The following is a 21,608-nucleotide window of genomic DNA, read 5'->3' on the forward strand; positions in this document are numbered from 1 at the left end:
GCGCCGCATTGGGGCAGTCGCAACAGTCGGATCGAGGTTTCAGGGCCGGCCCAGAATATAGTCCGGGATGATACCTGACGTTGAAATCGGCGTGTGTAAGTCATGGCCATCAAAAAAGCCGAAGCCAGCAATCAATGCGGACTTGATACCCGCAACCTGCCCACCCAAAATGTCTGTGTGCAGGCTGTCGCCAACCATAACCGTGCGCGCGGGATCAACGGGACCAAGCTGCGCAAACGCCAGTTCAAAAATATTCTTGAAAGGCTTGCCAAAAAACCGCGGTTCAATGCCCGTCTGGTCTGCAAGCCGATGGGCATAGTGACCCGGCTCTGTCGAAAACCCGTATTCTCGGGGTGCGACGATGTCAGGATTGCCGACAAATACGGGACGCGGGTTGCGGGCAAGCGAGGCTTCCAAAAGCGTTTGCCGGTCGTCAGTCCAGTTGGAACTGCCGAGCATCAAGAAACCCTCAACGTCGTCATAATCCGCCGCATGATCCCCAAGAAAAGCCATATCGAGATGATCCAGCCCTTCAAGACCAAAGCTTTTTTGAGCCACAACCCCCCAGCGTCTTTTGGGTTCGGATGACAAAGCGTGCAGCACCGTCTTTCGGCTCGTGATGACGTCCTCTGGCGCGAAGTCATAGCCGAGCCGTTTGTATTTCTCCATCAAGGTCGAGTGAGGATATCCGGCCGCATTCGAAACCACGATCACGCGTTTTCCTGCTTTTTGCAGGCCAGCCACACGTTCGGGAACGCCCGCTATTGCCGTCTCGCCGATGTTCAGCACGCCAAAAGCATCCAGCAGAAACGTGTCGATGCTGTCGGCTAACCCTCCTAGGTCAGGCAGCCTTTGGACTGAACCGGCACGTTGCACCGCTGGCAAGCGATGCCGCACGGCCTCGTAAGCCGCAAAAGCTTCTGGCATGTTCAAATGATCGCGCCCCGGACTTTTGCTGACACCCATTCAGAGATCACAACGGCAAGAAGAATGACCAATAGAATCAGCGACACTTGCGGCCACGCCAGCACGTTCAGCGAGGACGACAATTGCAGTCCGATACCTCCCGCGCCGACAAGCCCCAATACAGTGCTTTCACGAATATTGATGTCCCAACGAAAAACCGCAATTCCCGCAAAAGCTGGCAAAATCTGCGGCACGATGCCATATGCCATGACTTGCCAACGGGTGGCCCCGGTTGCGGTGACCGCCTCGACCTGTGTTTCGTCGATCTCTTCAATCGCTTCATAAAGCAACTTGGCACAAAAGCCGATCGACCGGATCGCGATGGCAACCACACCCGCAAAGACGCCGGGGCCAATGATCGCGATCAGCAGCAACGCCCAGATGAGCGAATTGATCGAACGCGTCGAGACAATGATCAACAAGGCAACCGGCCTGATGAGAAGCTTCGACGGCGTGGTGTTCCGGGCGGCCGCAAATGCCACGGGCACAGCAAGGATCAGGGCAATGATTGTGCCAAGAGTTGCAATGTTCAGCGTGTCCCAGATGGGTTTGCCAAGTTGCGAAATGTATGACCATTTCGGCGGCGTTGCGCGCGTCCATATATCGTTGGCAATCCGAGGAGCGTCCCAAACAAAAAACCATGTGGTTGATGCGGAAATCTGTTGCCAGCAATAGGCAAAAATCGCCACACCCGTTAGCCAGAGCACCCAGTGAAACAGACTTTCGCGGCCTGTGCGGCGCTGCCATAGTTTCAGTTCATTCTGTTCAAGAACTGGCATTACTGCACCCTCGCCCGGATGACGCCCGACATGTATTCCAACGCCATAACAATGATGATGATCATCAACAGAATGGCCGCAGCGGTATCATACTCATACCGATCAAAGGCAGTGTTAAGTGTCGCGCCAATGCCACCGGCACCGACCAGCCCCAAAATAGCACTTTCACGGAAATTGATGTCGAGGCGATACATCGAAAGCCCGATGAGGCGGGGCATGACCTGCGGCTGCACGCCGTAGTTGATCCACTGCATCCATTTAGCGCCTGACGCCTTGATGGCCTCGGCCTGGACGCGGTCCATACTCTCGATGTCTTCAGCCAGCAGTTTCGACAGGAACCCAATCGTTGCGAAGCTGAGCGTCAGGAAGCCCGCAAGCGGCCCAAATCCAAAAATCGCGACCAGAAGGATGGCCACGATGATTTCCTGCAAGGCACGGGACACAGCGATGATGCCGCGGCAGATAAAATAAATTGGCAATGGGGCGACGTTACGCGCGGCTCCCAGCGCAATGGGGATGGAAATCGCGATACCGACGACGGAAGATGCGACGGTCATGATAATGCTTTCAATCATCCCGTCCCAGATGTCGCCAGAACGTGATGTAAAATCGGGGCTGGTGAACGCCAGCACGAACTGTTTGCCCCGTTCCAGACCTTCGTAAACGCGTGACCAATTCACCTCGATTGTCATGACTGCGGCCACCATGTAGGCCAAGAACCCGACAAGCAAAAGCCAACGCAGCCACGGACGCTTTACAAAAGGTTGTTTCTTCCAGGGCTTTCCCAGTATGGCCTCGAGTTCCGTATTCATTCTACGGTCTCTTCTTCGTCATCGACTTTTTCGATCGTGGCTTCCCAATCTTCTTCGCCATAAATCGTGGTCAGTACATCGGGGGTCAACCCTTCTGGCGGCCCGTCAAATTCAACGGCCCCGAAGCGCAATCCGATAACGCGCTGCACGAACATCTGTGCTAGCGCGACATCATGGATGTTGATAATCGCCGCGAGCCCACGTTCTTTGCAAAGCTCACAGATCAGTCGCATGATTTGGCGCGAGGTTTTGGGGTCCAACGAAGCGGTGGGTTCGTCGACCAACAAAAGAGCCGGGTTCTGGATCAGTGCGCGGCAGATACCGACCCGTTGACGTTGGCCGCCTGACAACTCATCGGCGCGCTTGTCGGCCATATGCGCAAGCCCGACCCGGTCAAGAAGACGGAACGCCTCATCCACATCAGATTGCGGGAACTTGCGTAAAAAGCTGCGCCAGAACCCGACATAGCCCAACCGGCCAGACAGCACATTTTCCATCACCGTCAGGCGTTCAACCAGAGCGTATTCCTGGAAAATCATTCCCATGCGCCGCCGCTCTTTTCTAAGCGAACCTGACGACAAACCGGTCAGTTCCGTACCGGCAAGATAGACTTTACCGGAGGTTGGTTCGACCAACCTGTTAATGCAACGGATAAGCGTCGATTTCCCAGCGCCTGATGGGCCAATCAGGGCCAGAACCTGACCTTCTGGGATTTCCAGATCGACTGCCTTCAGCGCCTGATCCCCGGTTTTATACGTCTTCACGAGCTTCTCAAGCCGCAGCATGAAAGCCTCCCCGCCCCAGTTATTGTTATTGGGTGGGGCGAACCGATTGATCCGCCCCAACAAACTTTATTCGCAGGCGTAGCTTACGTCATTCGCGGCGTCGATCTTGCGGATCACATCCCAGAATTCCTTGTAAGTCATCTCTAGGAATTGGCCTTCGTTCGACTTCTCAAACTCGGCCTGCAGCTTCGTCCCTTCCCAATCAAAATTAAAGAAGGCATTGCGGATCTTTTCCTTCAACTCTGGCTTCAGGTTGTAAACTGTTCCAAATCCGGTGGTTGGAAACGTCTGGGACTTATAGATCACTTTGACGTCGTCTTCTTTGATGACATCGCGGCTGATCATGCGCGCCTTGACCGAGTTTGCAATGGAGGCCGCCACATAGTCTTTGTTGGCCACCCCAAGGATGGAGTTGTCGTGCTTGCCAGAATAGACCGGTTCGAAATCACGGTCGGGCAACATATCAAAGTCACCCTTCAAGATTGCTGACGGTGCTTTAAAGCCGGAATTCGACGTGGGCGACGTAAAGGCCAGTTGCTTTCCTTTGATATCCTCGACCTTTTCAATTCCAGAGCCTGGATAGGTGATGATTTCCATCTCATATCCAAAATTCCCGTCAAGTGACGCCATAATGGTGAATGGATTAAAGCCAGCACAGTTCACAGCCAATGGGTTTGACCCGGTGTTGAAGCCGGCGATGTGAAGGCGACCCGAGCGCATTGCTTCGATCTGCGCCGCGTTGCTTTGCACAGGGAAGAACTGTACGGACTTGCCAGTCTCTGCTTCCATATGCGTCAGGAATTCAGACCAGACTTCTTTGTAAACCGCAGGATCTTCAACGGGTGTATAGGCGAAGATCAGTGTGTCGGGGTCCAGTTGTTCGGCCGGATCAGTGGGTGTATCCGCCAGAAGATCTCCGTCGACATCGCAAAATCTTTCATCCAATGTGCCACGCGGACAGTCTTGCGCAGCTGCGGGTCCTGCCACCGCAAGGCTAAAGGCCAAGGCCGCGCCAGACAGAAGTGTTGTCGTTACTTTCATGAAATTATCCTCCCTAGGCGACGAGGCTAGAGCGGAATAGCGCTAACAAGCAAGAAATAATTCAACTGCTGTTATTGCATGAGGAAGTCGGTTTTTGCCCAATCACTAAAACGGTCGGTTGGCGCGACATCCTCGCATTTGCCGTTATGATAGCCATTGGTAAAGAGCCGGAACGGCACGGCAGCATTTCGTGCCGTTTGGAAATCAACGGCACTGTCCCCGACATAAAGCGACCTGTTCAGGGTGGCACCAAGTTCAGCAATACAACCACGCAATGGGGCAGGGTCAGGTTTCTTTGCCAGGTTTGGCTCGGCCCCGACGATCACCCCAAAAAAACGAGCCAGACCAAGCTCCTCGCATATTCTTATGGCAGGACCTGTCGGCTTGTTTGTGCACACACCCAGCGCAACGCCGGCTGCATGCAACCGTTCAAGGTTGCCAACCACCCCCGGGTAGGGTCGCGTCAAAGTCGTCATGTTCTGTTCATAGTAGCGCAGAAAAAGCTCTAAAGCGTCTGCATGCAAACTTTCGTTAAACTGACCAGTAGCCTTCAAGCTCCGTTCGACCAATTTCTCTACACCATTCCCGATGAATGAAATCGTGGTCTCCAGATCTAGTGGTGGGCGTCCAAGCGCCGCCAAAGCTACATTCGCTGCGGCCTGCAAGTCGGGCGCTGAATGAATGAGGGTGCCGTCCAGATCAAAAACGATTGCTTCAGGTGCTGTCATATTGGTTTCTTAGCGCGTTCCGGCTTGCTGCACCACAGAGACGACACGAGTGAAAGCTGTCGACGACCACAAAGGTCGTAAGGGAGCACGTTGAAACAGGTTGAGAAAATGGTGGAGCCTAGCGGGGTCGAACCGCTGACCTCTTGCATGCCATGCAAGCGCTCTACCAACTGAGCTAAGGCCCCATTCGATGGCGTTCTCGCCGTCAATGCGCGGTATTTATGCAAAGGCGACTATGGGTTCAAGCCCAAAAAAACGCCTTTGCAATAAATTCAATACCGACTTAGTCGTCGTCGTCTGCTGCGACATCCGCGATGTCGTCAAGCGAGACGTCATCTTCATCGTCGTCCTCTAGAATGTCATCGCCCAGATCGACATCGACATCATCATCGTCGTCTTCAAGAACAGCATCTGCGTCTTCGACCAGATCGTCCTTCATCGCGGCTTTGTCTTCCTTGTCGGCAACCATAGTGCGCGATGCCTTGCCGGTTTCGAGGTTCACAACCTCACCCGTATATGGGCTTACCACCGGATTGGCGTTCAGGTCATAAAAACGTTTACCTGTGGTTGGGCAGACGCGTTTAACGCCCCATTCTTCCTTGGGCATGTAAAACCCTTTCCGTTCTGTCTAAGTCGTGCGAGATTTGCCGCAACTGCCACATGTGTGCAGAGGTGTCAAAGGCTTTTCCCTTTATGGGCGGATACCGTGGCATTTGTAAGGAAAAAGGGACCAAATGTTCTGGTCAAAGAAGGCAGACAGATTGATCGAGGCTGAGCAGGTGCATTTGGCAGGCACGCCCGCCGTATCGGTACAATTGCGGCCATCGTCGCGCGCGCGTCGGCTGTCGCTCAGGGTGTCGAAACTGGACGGCCGCGTCACGTTGACGGTGCCGCAGGGCGCATCACGACGCGAGGCCGTCCACTTTGCACAGGAACGCGCAAATTGGATACGCGAGCATTTGGCGGACACGGTGCCAGAACTGCGCCCGGTCACCGGGGACTCCGTGCCGTTTTTGGGACACCCCCATCAGATCATAGAGGCCCCCTTGCGGGCCGCACGTGTGGCGGACGGGCAGATTCTGTTGCCACCCGGTGATGATCGTCAGACAGCCGCGCGGCTTGAAGCATTGTTGAAGCGCGAAGCACGGGATCGTCTGGCACATGCAAGCGACCATTATGCGCAATTGGTCGGTCGCAAGTTTGGCCGTCTGACCCTGCGCGACACGCGTTCCCGGTGGGGGTCATGCAGCTCCGAAGGCAATCTGATGTATTCCTGGCGGCTGGTGATGGCGCCTGAAACTGTGTTGGCCTACGTTGCCGCACATGAGGTCGCGCATCTGGTTCATATGGATCATTCCTCTGCATTCTGGGCGCAGGTCAGCGCGATTTTCCCAGATTATCAGGTCCCACGATCATGGCTTCGCGACAACGGGCCACACTTGCACCGATATCGGTTTCGCGATTGACCTCTTGGGCTTATTGACCTCGCGCAGATTTGTGATCACAATTACATTATGCAAGCTCAACCCCGCCAACAATCCGACACCGCCAGCGCACATGAGCGCGTCTACCGCAGCCTGCGGTCACGCATCATGCATGGCGAGCTGGATCCCGGCCAAAGCCTGACGATCCGCGGCATCGGCAAGGAATACGATGTTTCGATGACCCCAGCCCGCGAAGCGGTGCGGCGGCTGGCGGCAGAAGGCGCATTGACCCTTTCCAGTTCAGGGCGCGTTTCGGCGCCGGACCTGACGGCCGAGCGGATTGAGGAACTCGCGGCTTTGCGGTCGCTTCTGGAGCCTGAGCTGGCCGCACGCGCCCTGCCTCGCGCCCATATGGCACTGATCGACCGGTTGCGCGCCATCAACGCGCGGGTATCTGAATGTGTCGCCAAACAGGATGCAGTCGGGTATTTGCGCACCAATCTGGAATTCCACCGAACGCTTTATCTCCGCGCGCAAGCGCCGGCGATACTGGCGGTGGCCGAAACCGTCTGGCTGCAGCTTGGCCCGACGATGCGCGCCCTTTATGCACGTCGCCAACGCACGGACCTTCAAAGGCACCACCGGATGATTCTGTCAGCGCTTGCTGCCGGTGACGAACCTGCGCTGCGACTGGCGGTGCGCACGGATGTGACGCAAGGGTTAAGGATGCTGGTCACTGACTGACCGGCCCAGCCCTGCGTCATTCCAAATGAAATCCCCGGAACTCTTTTACCGTCGACAGGCTGAGCAGCGTTTTCATCTGCGCAAATGACGGAATGGACGACAGTCTTTCACGATAAAGTTTTTCGTAATCTTCAGTGTTTTTCGCCGCAACCCTAAGAAGATAGTCGAACTCCCCCGAAATCAGATGACATTCTAACACTTCTGGCATCTCAAGGATGGCATCTTCGAAGGCTTGTATGTCTTCACGGCGCTGGCTGACCAGTTTGGCTTCGATAAACACCTGAATTTCCAGACCGATCGCCTTGCGGTTCAAACGCGCGGCATAATTGGTAATCGACCCATCCGCTTCCAACAATTTGACGCGTCGATGGCAGGCCGAAATGGACAATCCCACCTTGTCTGACAACTTGGACATCGAAATCGCCCCATCCAACTGCAGAATGGAAAGAATACGAGTGTCTAGCTTATCCATTGTAAATTTTCCTGTTTTTTTTCACAGGATAGTAGTTTTTACGTAAAAATTCCCTTCAAGCAAGAAAATAAGGAACCTTTCCAAGTCAACCATTGCTAGTCTAGACTTACTTAACACGTGACACGTTCACCCAAGGGAGGAAGAAAATGTCCAATAAGATCGTCGTCGGATACGATGGCAGTGACAGTTCGAAAGCGACGCTGGATTTCGCGATCGGACTGGCTAAAGCAAAGGGCGCGTCCATCGTGATCGCGCATGTGCTTGAATGGTCGCCTTACTCATTCCTGACACCAAACGAGCTGGAAGAGCGGCACAAACGTCGCGGCGAAGAACTGGCCCGCGCGGAATCAGCTGTGCTGGCGCCCGTTGTAAAAGAGCTGGCAAACAGCGGGGTCGAGATCTCGACAGCACTGAAATATGGCGGAATCGCCGACACGCTGTGCGACATCATCAAGGCAGAAGGTGCTACGCAAGTCGTGGTTGGCAGAACCGGCAGTTCCGGCCTGTCGTCGCGCATCTTCGGGTCTGTTGCAGGCACGCTGGCACAGATTTCGCCAGTGCCCGTGACAATCGTTCCATAAAAAATAACGAACAGGGATAGTTATGAATAGAACATTCAAGGCAGCGGCCTTAACCGCGCCGGTCATGTTGGCAGCGACTGCGCCTGCAATGGCCCAATCCATGGACCAGAAAATCAACGATATGTTTGCCAGTTCGACAGGCTGGTTCGTCAACTTCATCTTCAGCCCCTTCCCCGGCACGTCCTTTCCTTGGATCGTGGCATGGTTGGTGATTGCTGCTACAATCTTCACGATTTACTTCGGCTTGATCCAGTTCCGGGCGTTCCCGCACTCGATCTCACTGGTCAAGGGTGACTATTCGGACCCCAATGACGCAGGTGAGGTCAGCCACTTCCAAGCGCTTGCGACTGCGCTGTCCGGCACCGTCGGGCTTGGTAATATCGCTGGCGTAGCCGTAGCCGTCGGCATTGGTGGACCGGGTGCTACGTTCTGGATGATCCTAGCGGGTCTGATGGGCATGGCCTCGAAATTCACCGAATGTACGCTGGGTGTGAAATACAGAAATGAATACGAAGACGGCACCGTTTCCGGTGGCCCGATGTATTACATGACCAAAGGCTTTGCCGAACGTGGTCTGCCAGCTGGCAAGTTCATGGCGGTTCTGTTCTCGGTCTTCTGTATTCTGGGTGCGCTTGGCGGTGGGAACATGTTCCAAGCCAACCAGGCACACGCGCAAATCGCCAATGTTGTTGGTGACTTCCCAGGCTGGATCACCGGCATCGTGTTCGCTGTCATCGTGTTTGCGGTGATCGTGGGCGGTCTGAAATCCATCGCCAGCGTGACAGAAAAAGTCGTCCCATTCATGGGTGTGCTTTACGTCCTGACCGCTTTGGTCATCCTGTTGATGAATGCCAACATGATTGGCTGGGCTTTCGGTCAAATCTTCGCTGGTGCCTTCACCGGTCTTGGTGTTGCTGGCGGTATGGTTGGTGCGCTGATCCAAGGGTTCAAACGGGCGGCGTTCTCGAACGAAGCTGGTGTTGGTTCGGCTGCGATTGCCCACTCGGCAGTGCGGACGAAAGAGCCGATCACCGAGGGCTTCGTGTCCTTGCTGGAACCGTTCATCGATACGGTTGTGATCTGCACCATGACAGCGCTTGTGATCATCATCACAGGTCAACTGGTCAGCGATCCTGCAACCGGCCTGTATCTGCTGGACGAAGGCGGCGCGACCATCCAGACCATTGACGGCAACAAGGGTGTAGCCCTGACATCGGCGGCGTTCTCGGCGTCCTTTGGTTGGTTCAAATACGTCCTTGCCATCGCGGTGATCCTGTTCGCCTTCTCGACGATGATCAGCTGGTCCTATTATGGCCTGAAAGCCTGGACCTTCCTGTTTGGTGAAGGCCACACGAAAGAGCTGGTTTTCAAAATCATCTTCTGCATCTTCGTTGTGATCGGCGCCTCGGCCAATCTTGGTCCGGTCATCGACTTCTCGGATGCAGCGATCTTCGCCATGGCGGTCGTCAACATCGTGGCACTTTACTGCCTGATGCCGATCGTGAAGCGCGAGTTGGACAGCTATCTGTCACGCCTGAAATCAGGTGAGATCAAGAAGTTCGTCTGATCTGAAACGCGACACAGCGATGTGCCAAAAAAACGAAAGCCACCGGAGTGATCCGGTGGCTTTTTTTAATGTAGGCCTGAACGCCCTTACGCGTGGATTGCGCCATCCCCACAAGCCAGTGCCGCTTCGCGGACCGCTTCCGAGAAGGTTGGGTGGGCATGGCATGTGCGGGCGAGGTCCTCGGCAGAGCCGCCGAACTCCATCAGCACGCAAGCTTCGTGGATCAGATCGCCGGCTGCGGGGCCCATGATGTGCACGCCCAGCACGCGGTCGGTATCCTTATCGGCAAGGATTTTCACAAAGCCCTCGCCCTGGAACACAGCCTTCGCGCGGCCGTTGCCCATGAAGCTGAACTTGCCGACCTTATAGGCACGACCTTCTTCCTTCAGCTGCTCTTCGGTCTTGCCGACGCTGGCAACTTCGGGCGCGGTATACACGACGCCGGGAATGACATCATAGTTCACGTGCCCAGCCTGTCCGGCGATGGCTTCGGCGGCGGCCATGCCTTCGTCTTCCGCCTTGTGGGCCAGCATCGGGCCTTCGGTCACGTCACCAATAGCCCAGATACCCGGAACTGATGTTTTCCAATGGTCCGTCGCGATCTGGCCGCGTTCTGTCATCTTGACCCCCGTGGCTTCCAGCCCCAGCCCATCCACGAAGGGACGGCGCCCGGTGGCAACCAACACGACATCTGCATCCAGCATTTCTTCCGCGTCGGTCTTGCGAAGTTTGTAGTGCACTTTGGCCTTGGTCTTGGTGGCTTCAACTTTCTGAACCGCCGCGCCCATGATAAATTTCAGGCCCTGCTTTTTCAAAGCACGCTGGAAGGTTTTCGCCAGATCACCGTCCATACCCGGCGTGATCATGTCGAGGAATTCGACCACCGTCACCTCTGACCCCAAACGCGCATAGACCGAACCCATTTCCAGCCCGATCACGCCCGCGCCGATGACAACCATCTTCTTGGGAACCTTCGGCAACTCAAGCGCGCCGGTTGAGGTTACGACGACTTTTTCGTCCACTTCAACACCCGGCAAGCTCGACGGCTCAGAGCCTGACGCAATCACAATGTTCTTGGCGTTGTGCACCTCGTCACCGACCTTGACCTGACCGGCGGCCGGGATCGACCCCCAGCCTTTTAGCCAGTCGACCTTGTTTTTCTTGAACAGGAACTCGATGCCCTTTGTGTTCTGACCAATCACGTCGTCCTTGTAAGCCAACATCTGCTTCCAATCGACCGAGGGACTTTTGCCCTTCAAACCCATCTTGGCAAAGTTGTGCTCGGCCTCGTGCAGGCTGTGGCTCGCGTGCAGCAGTGCCTTCGAGGGGATACAGCCGACGTTCAGGCAGGTGCCGCCCAACGTCTCGCGCCCTTCGACACACGCGGTTTTCAAGCCCAGTTGAGCACAACGGATCGCGCAGACATAGCCGCCCGGGCCGCCGCCGATGATGATTACGTCATAGTCTGCCATGTGTCTTGTCCTTTCGTTTGGGGTCCGGACGTGGCTGCAACCAGCCGACCACTCGCGCACCCCGGAGCATGTTTTTACCTAGTGATATTCATATGAGCGCCGAGATCAACATCACCGCCGTCGCGATCAGCCCCACGGCCCAGATCAGCGACCGCCACGGGGTCCAGCCGAACAGGTAAGCGGGAAGATAGACGATCCGCGCAGCAAGATAGAGATAAGCGCAGGTCTGGGTGGTTGCGGTGGACTGGCCCGACAGCGTCACCACCGCCACGGCAGCGGTGAACAGGATCAGCCCCTCGAAATGGTTGTTCAACGCCCGCTGCGCCCGCCCCGCCTTGCCCTTCAGCTCACGCGGGGTATCGCGCGAGGACGCCGCATATTTCGTGCCCACCTGCATCTGCGCCAGAACGGAGTAGATGCAGAACTGGACCACTTGCAGCAGGCCCGCGAGGGCGAGGATGCTGAGTTCGGGGGTCAATTGCTAACCTGCCGTACGATTTCAGAAATCGGTTTTGTTGGATTCTTAAGGCACTCCTCCGCCAGAAGCCTCAAGGCACGGATAAAACGATCATCATTGTCTGGATATCGAGTATCGCCTACTGCGATAACATAGCTATGCCAAAACATAACTTTCTCGAACTCCAAGGTGTTTGAATTCGAGAAGTTGTCCTGCAAGACCATTAAGTCAAAACACGGCTCACTACCAAACATGTCTAGTTGGGTCGTCATCATCTCACCAAGTGACATTTCAGCGACAACGGGTTGCGCAGCGAAAGCCGCAACGCAAAATGTCGCTGAAATCAAACGGCCTATACACATGTTCTCGGTCATCAAAGATCCATCAACAACCGACGTGGATCCTCCAGCGCCTCTTTCACGCGCACCAGGAACGTCACGGCGCCTTTGCCGTCCACGATCCGGTGGTCATAGGACAGCGCCAGATACATCATCGGGCGGATCACGACCTCGCCGTTGATCGCCATCGGGCGGTCCTGGATCTTGTGCATGCCAAGGATGCCCGATTGCGGCGGGTTCAGGATCGGCGAGGACATGAGCGAGCCATAGACACCCCCGTTCGAGATGGTGAAGGTGCCGCCCTGCATTTCGTCCATCGACAGTTTGCCGTCACGGGCTTTGCGGCCCTTTTCGGCAATCGCCTTCTCGATCGTCGCAAAGGACATCGCGTCAGCATCGTTGATCACGGGCACCACAAGGCCAGTTGGCGTACCAGCAGCGACACCCATGTTTACGTAGTTTTTGTAAACGATGTCGGTGCCGTCGATCTCGGCGTTCACCTCAGGCACTTCTTTCAGCGCGTGACAGCAAGCCTTGGTGAAGAACGACATGAAGCCCAGACGCACGCCGTGTTTCTTCTCAAACTCGGCTTTGTATTCGTTGCGCAGCGCCATCACCTCGGTCATGTCCACCTCGTTATAGGTGGTCAGCATGGCGGCGGTGTTCTGGCTGTCTTTCAGACGGCGCGCAATGGTCTGGCGCAGGCGGGTCATTTTCACCCGCTCTTCGCGCGCGACGTCCCCGGCGGGGCGTGGCGCTGCCGGAGCAGGTGCCGGCGAGGGCGCTGCTTTCGGCGCAGCTAGCGCAGCAGCAACGTCATGTTTCATCACACGGCCATCACGGCCCGTGCCTTGAACGTCACCCGATTTCAAACCGGCTTCGGCCATCGCCTTCTTGGCGGACGGCGCGTCCTCGACGTCCTTGCCTGTCGTCGCGGCGGACGACGCGGCAGCAGGGGCGCTGGCGGCAGGGGCCGCGGTTGCCGCAGCGCCGCCTGCCGAAAGAATGGCAAGTTTGGCCGAGGCATCGACGGTCGCGCCTTCGGCGGCCAGAATTTCAGTCAGAACACCAGCGGCGGGCGCCGGCACCTCGACCGAGACCTTGTCGGTTTCAAGTTCGCACAGCATCTCGTCTTGCGCGACGCTATCACCAACTTGCTTGAACCAGCTGGACACCGTCGCCTCGGTGACGCTTTCGCCAAGGCTGGGAACCATCACGTCAACGGCCTGACCTTCGCCACCTGACGCAGGCGGCGCGGCTTCTGTCTTTGGCTTTGCAGCGGGAGCGGGGACCGCCCCTTCGCCTTCGCCAATGGTGGCCAGCAGCGCATTCACGCCCACGGTTTCCCCTTCGGCGGCAACAATCTCGCCCATCGTGCCCGCAGCGGGCGACGGCACTTCGACGGTCACTTTGTCAGTCTCAAGCTCGCAGAGCATTTCATCAACCGCCACCGCATCGCCCGGTTTCTTGAACCAAGTGGCAACCGTGGCTTCGGTGACGCTTTCGCCCAGTGTTGGGACCCTTACTTCGATGCTCATGGCTTATTTCCCTTCCAGGTTCAGCGCCGCGTCAACGAGCGCCTCTTGTTGTGCTTTGTGTTGAGATGCCAGACCGGTGGCCGGCGATGCCGATGCCGGACGACCTGCGTAAACGGGCCGCAAATGCTTGGCCCCGATACGGGTCAGCACCCATTCGATATTCGGTTCGACAAAGAACCAGGCACCCTGGTTCTTCGGTTCTTCCTGACACCAGACGATTTCTGCCTGCTTGAACCGTTCCAGTTCCTTAACCAGCGACATAGCCGGGAAGGGATAGAACTGCTCGAGGCGCAAAAGGTAGACGTCGGTGATGCCACGGCGGTCACGTTCTTCCAGCAGGTCATAGTAGACCTTGCCGGAACACATCACGACGCGCTTGATCTTCTTGTCAGTGACCAGCTTGGCCTCGGACCGACCGGTGCCATTATCCCGGTCGCCATCATCCCACAACACGCGGTGGAAACTGGACCCTTCGGTGAAGTCCTTGGCATCCGACACAGCCAGCTTGTGACGCAAAAGCGATTTTGGCGTCATCATGATCAGTGGCTTACGATAACCGCGATGCAGCTGACGGCGCAGAATGTGGAAATAGTTGGCGGGTGTGGTGCAGTTGGCAACGATCCAGTTGTCTCCGCCACACATCTGCAGGAAGCGTTCAAGCCGGGCCGAGCTGTGTTCCGGTCCCTGCCCTTCGAAGCCATGCGGCAGAAGGACGGTCAGCCCGGACATCCGCAGCCATTTTGACTCGCCCGAAGAAATGAACTGGTCGAACATGATCTGCGCGCCATTGGCAAAGTCACCAAACTGCGCTTCCCACATCACCAGCGCGTTGGGTTCGGCCAGCGAGTAACCGTATTCAAACCCAAGCACCGCGTATTCAGACAGCATCGAGTCGATGACTTCGTAACGCGCCTGACCTTTGCGAATGTTGTTCAGCGGATAATAGCGCTCTTCGGTGTCTTGATTGACAAACCCAGAATGGCGCTGACTGAACGTGCCACGTGTGGCGTCCTGCCCGGACAGACGAACCGGGAAACCCTCAGTCACCAGCGACCCAAAAGCAATCGCTTCGCCGGTGGCCCAGTCAAATCCGGTGCCACTGTCAAACATCGCCTTCTTGGCATCCAGCAGCCGTCCCACGGTTTTATGCAGCGGGAACCCTTCCGGTGCTGTGCTGAGGGCCTTTCCAATCTCGGCCAGATTTTCGGACGAGATTTCAGTCTTACCGCGCTGATACTCGTCGCTTTCACGATCAAGATGTGACCAGCGCCCATCAAGCCAATCCGCTTTATTCGGCTTATAGTCGCGGCCTGCTTCAAATTCGTCATTCATGCGGGCTTGGAACGCTGCTTTCAAATCTTCGATCTCGCCAGCAGGGATCAGCCCGTCCTTCACAAGTCGGTCAGTGTAGATCTGAAGCGTCGTGGCATGTTTCTTGATCCGCTTATACATCAGCGGGTTGGTGAACATCGGCTCGTCGCCTTCGTTGTGTCCGAAGCGACGATAGCAGAAGATGTCCAGCACCACGTCTTTGTGGAACTTCTGGCGGAACTCGATGGCAACCCGGGCCGCGTGCACCACAGCTTCCGGATCATCCCCGTTCACGTGGAAAATCGGCGCTTCCACCATCAAGGCAATGTCCGTCGGATAGGGCGACGAGCGCGAGAAGTGGGGCGCCGTCGTAAAGCCGATCTGGTTGTTCACCACGATATGCATCGTGCCGCCGGTCTTATGGCCGACAAGGCCGGACAGACCAAAACCTTCGGCCACAACACCCTGACCGGCAAATGCCGCATCGCCGTGAAGCAGGATCGGCAGAACCTGATCGCGGTTTTTGTCGTTAATTTGCTCTTGCTTGGCGCGCACTTTGCCCAACACGACGGGATTGACCGCCTCAAGGTGTGAGGGGTTCGCGGTCAGGCTCAGGTGTACGATATTGCCGTCAAACTCGCGGTCGGAACTGGCGCCAAGGTGATATTTCACATCGCCCGAACCGTCGACATCCTCGGGCTTAAAGCTGCCGCCCTGAAACTCGTTGAAGATCGCGCGATAGGGTTTTTGCAGCACATTGGCCAGAACTGACAAACGACCACGGTGCGGCATGCCCATCACGATGTCTTTCAGCCCAAGCTGACCACCACGCTTGATGATCTGCTCCATCGCCGGGATCAGCGCTTCACCACCGTCCAAGCCAAACCGTTTGGTGCCCATGTATTTCACATGTAGGAACTTCTCGAAGCCTTCAGCCTCGACCAGCTTGTTCAGGATCGCCTTTCGGCCTTCCTGTGTGAAGCGGATTTCCTTGTCAAAGCCTTCGATCCGCTCTTTCAGCCAGCCCGCTTCTTCAGGGTTCGAGATGTGCATATATTGCAGCGCGAAAGTGCCACAATAAGTGCGCTTCACGATGTCGAGGATCTGCCGGATCGAGGCCACTTCCAGACCCAGAACATTGTCGATAAAGATCGGGCGATCCATGTCTGCTTCTGTGAATCCGTATGATGCCGGATCAAGCTCGGGGTGAGACGATTTCTCTTGCATACCCAGCGGGTCCAGATCGGCTGCCAGATGGCCCCGGATCCGATAGGCCCGGATGATCATCAAGGCACGAATGCTGTCCAGCACGGCACGTTTGACCTGATCGTCGGACAGTTTCACACCTTTTTCTGCGGCTTTCGCTTCGATCTTCTTACCCGCTGCTTTCGCTTCGATCTGAGGCTCTTCTGGCCACTGCCCATCCAGCCCGTGCACACGGTCACCGGTCGGCATCGGAGGCCAGTCGCCCCGCGCCCAGGACGGCCCGGCCGCCTCGGCGGTCACATCGCCGCCGTCATCCCCAAGTTCGGCAAAAAACGCCTGCCACGCGGCATCCACCGCGTTGGGGTCGCGCGCATATTGGGCATAGAGCTGTTCCAGATACTCGGCATTATGGCCTTGCATGAAGCTTGACGCATGGAAAAGGTCGTTGGGGCTCTGATCCGTCATGGGGGTCACCTAAAAATTGGTAAACGCGCGCCCCGGGAAAGGGGCACGCGTAGGGGATTTTTATTTACCGATCGCTTCCAGCACGGCCTCGCCCAGTGTGGCGGGGCTGTCGGCGACAATGATGCCAGCGGCGCGCATGGCCTCGATCTTGTCTTCGGCACCGCCTTTGCCACCGGCAACAATTGCGCCAGCGTGGCCCATGCGGCGGCCCGGAGGTGCCGTGCGGCCAGCGATGAACCCGGCAACTGGCTTCCAGCGGCCTTTCTTCTTCTGTTCGGCCAGGAATTCAGCAGCTTCTTCTTCTGCCGAGCCACCGATTTCACCGATCATGATGATCGAGTGTGTTTCGTCGTCGTCCAGGAACATGTCCAAGACGTCGATATGCTCGGTGCCTTTGATGGGGTCACCGCCGATGCCGACAGCCGTCGATTGGCCCAGACCAATATCCGAGGTCTGCTTCACAGCCTCATAGGTCAGCGTGCCAGAGCGCGACACAACACCGACCGAGCCGCGTTTGTGGATGTGGCCGGGCATGATGCCGATCTTGCAGGCGTCGGGCGTGATGACACCGGGGCAGTTCGGGCCGATCAGGCGCGATTTCGACCCTTCGATGGCGCGCTGAACGCGCATCATGTCCAGCACCGGAATGCCTTCGGTGATGCAAACGATCAGTTCCATCTCAGCGTCGATCGCTTCAAGGATCGAATCCGCTGCGAAGGGCGGCGGCACATAGATCACGGAAGCATTGGCTTCGGTGACGTGCTTAGCCTCGTGCACCGAGTTGAAGACCGGAAGGTCCAGATGCGTCTGGCCACCTTTGCCCGGCGTCACACCGCCGACCATTTTGGTGCCATAGGCAATCGCCTGTTCCGAGTGAAAGGTGCCCTGCGAGCCAGTGAAGCCCTGACAGATGACCTTGGTGTTTTCGTCGATAAGGACTGCCATATTAGTCTGTTCCTTTATGTCGAAGCAGAAATTCTGCTCTACGTTTTTCATCTTCCATTTCGTGTTCCTCGCGCAATTCATGCAATTTGGAAGGAACGTGATCTAAGAAGACGGTTGTAAAATCCAAAAACTCTACTCTTTGCGACGTCTTCACATCTGTTCTAATTGTTGCACCGACAATGAGAGTGTCTCGCTCACCTGATCCAATCGTTTTCTCTGGATTTCGGTAGTCGGGTACAAAATTGATTGCATGTACAATCAAATTCAATGCATCCCACATGGTCAGGTTTGCCGAAGACTTGCCTAGCGATGAGTTTCGTAGCCCACTGTCATCAACCAACTCAATGTATCTCCGACAATGAACCGCAAAATCCATCACAATCTCGAAGACACGTTCTAATCGGTCATCTCTATCCCAACTATGGAAAGGAGTGGCGACGAGTCCTTCTAACAAGAAAGCAAAGTTTTTAGCTTTTTCGTATGCGTTGGCGGCTACACCAATGTCCAATCGGTCTAAATCTCGACCCAGTAGTACGGCTTGAGGCTCAGATTCGCTGTCGTAATCACTCAAGATCAAGCTGAATGTACTGTTGTTGGACAATATGCGCGGCCGATCTCTCACCCCTTTACCGCCTTAACAATCTTCTCTGCGCCGTCCGACAGGTTGTCGGCGGCGATGACGTTCAAGCCGGAGCCGTTGATGATTGCTTTGCCCTCATCCACGTTGGTGCCTTCCAGACGCACGACCAGCGGAACTTGCAGGCCCACCTCTTTCACCGCGGCGACAACGCCTTCGGCGATGACGTCACAGCGCATGATGCCACCGAAGATGTTGACCAAGATACCTTTGACCTGCGGGTCTGAAGTAATGATCTTGAACGCCTCTGTGACTTTCTCTTTGGTCGCGCCGCCACCAACATCAAGGAAGTTGGCAGGTTCAGCACCGTACAGCTTGATGATGTCCATGGTGGCCATCGCCAGACCAGCACCGTTCACCATGCAGCCGATCTCTCCGTCCAGAGCAATGTAGTTCAGGTCGTATTTCGACGCTTCCAGCTCTTTGGGGTCTTCTTCGGTGGTGTCGCGCAACTCGGCGATATCCGGGTGGCGGTAGACGGCGTTTCCGTCAAAACCAACCTTGGCATCGAGCACTTTCAGGTCACCACTGTCAGACACGATCAACGGGTTGATTTCCAGCATCTCCATGTCTTTCTCGGTGAAGGCTTGGTAAAGCTGGCCCATCAGTTTGACGCATTGCTTGACTTGCGCGCCTTCCAGGCCCAGCGCAAACGCAATGCGACGGCCGTGGAAACCTTGGTAGCCCGTTGCCGGATCAACCGAGAAGCTCAGGATTTTTTCGGGCGTCGCGGCGGCGACTTCCTCGATGTCCATCCCACCCTCGGTCGAGCAGACGAACGAAATGCGCGAGGTTTGGCGATCAACCAGCAGAGCGAGGTAAAGCTCACGTTCAATGCCTGAACCAGCCTCGATATAGATGCGGTTGACTTGCTTGCCCGCCGGGCCGGTCTGGTGGGTCACAAGCGTGCGGCCCAGCATCTTCTTGGCTTCTTCCGCGGCTTCCTGCACCGATTTGGTCAGACGCACACCGCCCTTTTCGCCAGCACCCGCTTCTTTGAACGAGCCCTTGCCGCGGCCGCCTGCGTGGATTTGCGCTTTGACCACCCAAAGGGGGCCGTCGAGTTCACCTGCGGCGGTCTTGGCTTCTTCTGCTCTTAACACAGGGCGCCCGTCGGAAACGGGGGCGCCGTATGATTTCAGAAGGGCCTTCGCCTGGTATTCATGAATGTTCATGAAGTCATCCTATCCAGTTGGTCCAATTGCTCTGGGACACCATGCACAACTGTCTGGCTGGCCGAAAACCTTTTTTGCGGAAATGGGGGATTTTTGCGCTAAACCTGCTTTTTTGTGATCACACCCCAAAAAACTGTGATCACAAAATAACTTTACCAGTGCAATTTCGCCCGAACATCGTGATTCTTAAGGCGCTTGGGCAGAACGAAAAAGGGCGCCCAACTTTCTGGGCGCCCTCTTTAAATCAGGTCGAAGGATCAGGCCAACGAATTGTCGATACCTTTACAGGCCTCAACCAGGCCTTTGACGGCGTCGACAGATTTGTCGAACATGGCCTGCTCATCTTTGCTCAACTGAATGTCGATAACCTTCTCGATGCCATTCGCACCGATAACGGTTGGAACACCAACATAGAAGCCGTCCAGACCGTAAGCACCGTCAACATATGCGGCACATGGCAGCACGCGTTTCTGGTCATTCAGGTAAGCCTGAGCCATTTCAATCGCCGACGCAGCCGGGGCATAGTAAGCTGAACCGGTTTTCAGCAGGCCAACGATTTCTGCGCCGCCATCACGGGTGCGCTGAACAATCGCGTCCAGTTTTTCCTGACTGGTCCAACCCATTTCCACCAAGTCCGGCAGCGGGATGCCACCAACGGTCGAATAGCGGGTCAGTGGCACCATCGTGTCGCCGTGGCCACCAAGAACGAAGGCTGAGACGTCGCGCATAGACACGTCAAACTCAACCGACAGGAAATGACGGAAGCGCGCCGAGTCCAGCACGCCAGCCATACCGACGACTTTCTGATGCGGTAGGCCCGAAAACTCGCGCAGCGCCCAAACCATGGCGTCCAGCGGGTTGGTGATACAGATCACGAACGCATTCGGCGCGTGCTCTTTGATGCCCTCGCCAACCGATTTCATAACTTTCAGGTTGATGCCCAGCAGATCATCGCGGCTCATGCCCGGCTTGCGCGGAACACCAGCGGTCACGATGCAGACGTCTGCGCCCGCAATACCTTCGTAGCTTGTGGTGCCCGACAGCGATGCGTCAAACCCTTCTACGGGGCCGGATTCAGCGATATCCAACGCCTTACCCTGCGGGATGCCATCAGCAATATCAAAGAGGACGACGTCGCCCATTTCTTTCAGTGCAGCAAGGTGAGCAAGGGTGCCACCGATCATACCGCTACCGATAAGCGCTATCTTAGGTCTGGCCATGAGTGTGATCTCCGATCAGTTGTTTTCGGGCGCATGCGTAGTCCGAATATGGCGTTCGCGCAAGAGCGCTGCACTGCGGCGTGACGCGGTCCTTGCCTCTGAACCGCGTTCACGATAGCGCTAAAACACACATTTTCCAGCGGTTTGAGGCGCATTACATGCCCGAGGCACTAGACATCACATTCTTTGCCTTTGCGATCCCTGCGGTGATCTTTGCGGGTATTTCCAAGGGCGGGTTCGGGTCAGGCGCGGCCTTTGCCGCGACGCCTTTGCTTGCGCTGATTCTGGAACCGGGGGCGGCCATCGGGCTGATGTTACCCCTTCTGATGCTGATGGATGTGACAGCGCTGAAGCCGTATTGGCGCAAGTGGGATATGCCGTCAGCCAGGGCATTGGTGCTGGGCGCGGTGCCGGGGGTCGCGGTCGGCGCGCTCTTGTACTCCATCGCTGACCCCGACATCTTCCGCCTGTTGATCGGCCTGGTCGCTGTGGGGTTCGTCATGTTTCAAGCCGCCCGCGTGCGCGGTCTGATCCGGCCAGCCGCGCAGCCGATGTCGGCGGGTCTGGGTGGGTTCTGGGGTCTGATTGCCGGGTTCACCAGCTTCATCAGTCACGCTGGCGGACCACCCGCTGCGGTCTTCCTTTTGTCGCGTCGGCTGAACAAGACCACGTTTCAGGCCACAACAGTGATCAGCTTCTGGGCGATCAACATCATGAAGTTCGTTCCCTATTTCTTGCTCGGGATTTTTTCATGGCAGACGGCAAAAGCGGACCTGTTCCTGATCCCATTTGCCATTCTTGGCGTCTGGATCGGCGTTCACATGCACCACCGCCTGTCCGAGCGGAGCTTCTTTGCCTTCACCTATATCTTCCTGATCATCACCGGCACAAAGCTGATCTGGGAGGGGCTGACCTGATCAGCGCCAATCGCGGACAGAGATAAAT

22 protein-coding genes and 1 tRNA gene are annotated in these 21,608 nt (G+C 56.3%); 5 read left to right on the forward strand and 18 right to left on the reverse strand.

Annotated features, from left to right (window positions below):
• Positions 1 to 39: 39 nt before the first annotated feature.
• The 8 genes from K3556_RS12105 to K3556_RS12140 form a co-directional block, all read right to left on the reverse strand.
• Positions 40 to 966, reverse strand: coding sequence for an HAD-IIA family hydrolase (locus tag K3556_RS12105; RefSeq protein WP_260517032.1), 927 nt, complete (start codon positions 964 to 966; stop codon positions 40 to 42).
• Positions 930 to 1,745, reverse strand: coding sequence for a phosphonate ABC transporter, permease protein PhnE (gene phnE / locus K3556_RS12110; protein ID WP_260517033.1), 816 nt, complete (start codon positions 1,743 to 1,745; stop codon positions 930 to 932). The genes K3556_RS12105 and phnE (K3556_RS12110) overlap by 37 nt, the downstream gene beginning before the upstream one ends.
• Positions 1,745 to 2,557, reverse strand: a complete 813-nt coding sequence (gene phnE / locus K3556_RS12115; RefSeq protein WP_260517034.1) for a phosphonate ABC transporter, permease protein PhnE — start codon at positions 2,555 to 2,557, stop codon at positions 1,745 to 1,747. Before phnE (K3556_RS12115) ends, phnE (K3556_RS12110) begins: the two co-directional genes overlap by 1 nt.
• The gene (gene phnC / locus K3556_RS12120) at positions 2,554 to 3,342 is read right to left on the reverse strand and encodes a phosphonate ABC transporter ATP-binding protein (RefSeq protein WP_260517035.1); all 789 of its coding nucleotides are present in this window, start codon (positions 3,340 to 3,342) and stop codon (positions 2,554 to 2,556) included. The genes phnE (K3556_RS12115) and phnC overlap by 4 nt, the downstream gene beginning before the upstream one ends.
• A gap of 66 nt (positions 3,343 to 3,408) precedes the next feature.
• On the reverse strand, positions 3,409 to 4,383 hold the full coding sequence (gene phnD / locus K3556_RS12125) for a phosphate/phosphite/phosphonate ABC transporter substrate-binding protein (RefSeq protein ID WP_260517036.1): 975 nt from the start codon (positions 4,381 to 4,383) through the stop codon (positions 3,409 to 3,411).
• A 71-nt stretch (positions 4,384 to 4,454) separates the two neighbouring features.
• Positions 4,455 to 5,111 carry a phosphoglycolate phosphatase gene (gph, locus tag K3556_RS12130; RefSeq protein ID WP_260517037.1) on the reverse strand — a complete coding sequence of 219 codons (657 nt, stop codon included), beginning with the start codon at positions 5,109 to 5,111 and terminating at the stop codon, positions 4,455 to 4,457.
• A 109-nt stretch (positions 5,112 to 5,220) separates the two neighbouring features.
• Positions 5,221 to 5,296 (reverse strand) — tRNA-Ala (locus tag K3556_RS12135).
• A 98-nt stretch (positions 5,297 to 5,394) separates the two neighbouring features.
• Positions 5,395 to 5,718 carry a TIGR02300 family protein gene (locus K3556_RS12140; RefSeq protein ID WP_260517038.1) on the reverse strand — a complete coding sequence of 108 codons (324 nt, stop codon included), beginning with the start codon at positions 5,716 to 5,718 and terminating at the stop codon, positions 5,395 to 5,397.
• Positions 5,719 to 5,845: 127 nt separating this feature from the next.
• On the opposite strand from K3556_RS12140, the gene K3556_RS12145 reads away from it, so the two are divergent.
• Entirely contained in the window at positions 5,846 to 6,577 is a 732-nt protein-coding gene (locus K3556_RS12145; protein ID WP_260517039.1) for a M48 family metallopeptidase, read from the forward strand.
• Positions 6,578 to 6,625: 48 nt separating this feature from the next.
• Positions 6,626 to 7,279 carry a GntR family transcriptional regulator gene (locus K3556_RS12150; RefSeq protein WP_260517040.1) on the forward strand — a complete coding sequence of 218 codons (654 nt, stop codon included), beginning with the start codon at positions 6,626 to 6,628 and terminating at the stop codon, positions 7,277 to 7,279.
• Positions 7,280 to 7,295: 16 nt separating this feature from the next.
• Here the strand turns inward: K3556_RS12150 and K3556_RS12155 are convergent, their stop codons facing one another.
• The gene (locus K3556_RS12155) at positions 7,296 to 7,751 is read right to left on the reverse strand and encodes an Lrp/AsnC family transcriptional regulator (RefSeq protein ID WP_260517041.1); all 456 of its coding nucleotides are present in this window, start codon (positions 7,749 to 7,751) and stop codon (positions 7,296 to 7,298) included.
• A gap of 146 nt (positions 7,752 to 7,897) precedes the next feature.
• On the opposite strand from K3556_RS12155, the gene K3556_RS12160 reads away from it, so the two are divergent.
• Together K3556_RS12160 and K3556_RS12165 are read left to right on the forward strand one after the other, a co-directional pair.
• Positions 7,898 to 8,332, forward strand: coding sequence for a universal stress protein (locus K3556_RS12160; RefSeq protein ID WP_260517042.1), 435 nt, complete (start codon positions 7,898 to 7,900; stop codon positions 8,330 to 8,332).
• Between the two features lie 22 nt (positions 8,333 to 8,354).
• Positions 8,355 to 9,899: a sodium:alanine symporter family protein gene (locus tag K3556_RS12165; RefSeq protein ID WP_260517043.1), complete on the forward strand. Its 1,545-nt coding sequence runs from the start codon at positions 8,355 to 8,357 to the stop codon at positions 9,897 to 9,899.
• Between the two features lie 86 nt (positions 9,900 to 9,985).
• On the opposite strand, the gene lpdA is transcribed toward K3556_RS12165, so the two are convergent.
• The 9 genes from lpdA to mdh form a co-directional block, all read right to left on the reverse strand.
• Complete coding sequence (lpdA, locus tag K3556_RS12170; protein ID WP_260517044.1) at positions 9,986 to 11,371, reverse strand: dihydrolipoyl dehydrogenase; 1,386 nt, start codon at positions 11,369 to 11,371, stop codon at positions 9,986 to 9,988.
• Between the two features lie 88 nt (positions 11,372 to 11,459).
• A complete protein-coding gene (locus tag K3556_RS12175) occupies positions 11,460 to 11,849 on the reverse strand; it encodes an MAPEG family protein (protein ID WP_260517045.1) in 390 nt (129 codons plus the stop codon).
• Positions 11,846 to 12,202, reverse strand: a complete 357-nt coding sequence (locus K3556_RS12180) for a hypothetical protein (RefSeq protein ID WP_260517046.1) — start codon at positions 12,200 to 12,202, stop codon at positions 11,846 to 11,848. The genes K3556_RS12175 and K3556_RS12180 overlap by 4 nt, the downstream gene beginning before the upstream one ends.
• Positions 12,202 to 13,704: a 2-oxoglutarate dehydrogenase complex dihydrolipoyllysine-residue succinyltransferase gene (gene odhB, locus K3556_RS12185; RefSeq protein ID WP_260517047.1), complete on the reverse strand. Its 1,503-nt coding sequence runs from the start codon at positions 13,702 to 13,704 to the stop codon at positions 12,202 to 12,204. Before odhB ends, K3556_RS12180 begins: the two co-directional genes overlap by 1 nt.
• 3 nt (positions 13,705 to 13,707) lie before the next feature.
• On the reverse strand, positions 13,708 to 16,686 hold the full coding sequence (locus K3556_RS12190) for a 2-oxoglutarate dehydrogenase E1 component (RefSeq protein WP_260517048.1): 2,979 nt from the start codon (positions 16,684 to 16,686) through the stop codon (positions 13,708 to 13,710).
• A 60-nt stretch (positions 16,687 to 16,746) separates the two neighbouring features.
• Complete coding sequence (gene sucD, locus K3556_RS12195; protein ID WP_260517049.1) at positions 16,747 to 17,631, reverse strand: succinate--CoA ligase subunit alpha; 885 nt, start codon at positions 17,629 to 17,631, stop codon at positions 16,747 to 16,749.
• A 1-nt stretch (position 17,632) separates the two neighbouring features.
• Positions 17,633 to 18,202, reverse strand: a complete 570-nt coding sequence (locus K3556_RS12200; RefSeq protein WP_260517050.1) for a hypothetical protein — start codon at positions 18,200 to 18,202, stop codon at positions 17,633 to 17,635.
• Positions 18,203 to 18,249: 47 nt separating this feature from the next.
• Positions 18,250 to 19,443: an ADP-forming succinate--CoA ligase subunit beta gene (gene sucC, locus K3556_RS12205; RefSeq protein ID WP_260517051.1), complete on the reverse strand. Its 1,194-nt coding sequence runs from the start codon at positions 19,441 to 19,443 to the stop codon at positions 18,250 to 18,252.
• A gap of 257 nt (positions 19,444 to 19,700) precedes the next feature.
• Positions 19,701 to 20,663: a malate dehydrogenase gene (gene mdh, locus K3556_RS12210; protein ID WP_260517052.1), complete on the reverse strand. Its 963-nt coding sequence runs from the start codon at positions 20,661 to 20,663 to the stop codon at positions 19,701 to 19,703.
• A 158-nt stretch (positions 20,664 to 20,821) separates the two neighbouring features.
• Between mdh and K3556_RS12215 the strand changes: the two genes are divergently transcribed.
• Positions 20,822 to 21,580, forward strand: coding sequence for a sulfite exporter TauE/SafE family protein (locus K3556_RS12215; RefSeq protein WP_260517053.1), 759 nt, complete (start codon positions 20,822 to 20,824; stop codon positions 21,578 to 21,580).
• The last annotated feature ends 28 nt before the right edge of the window (positions 21,581 to 21,608 follow it).

The organism is Aliiroseovarius sp. M344 (assembly GCF_025140835.1).
Classification (GTDB): domain Bacteria; phylum Pseudomonadota; class Alphaproteobacteria; order Rhodobacterales; family Rhodobacteraceae; genus Aliiroseovarius.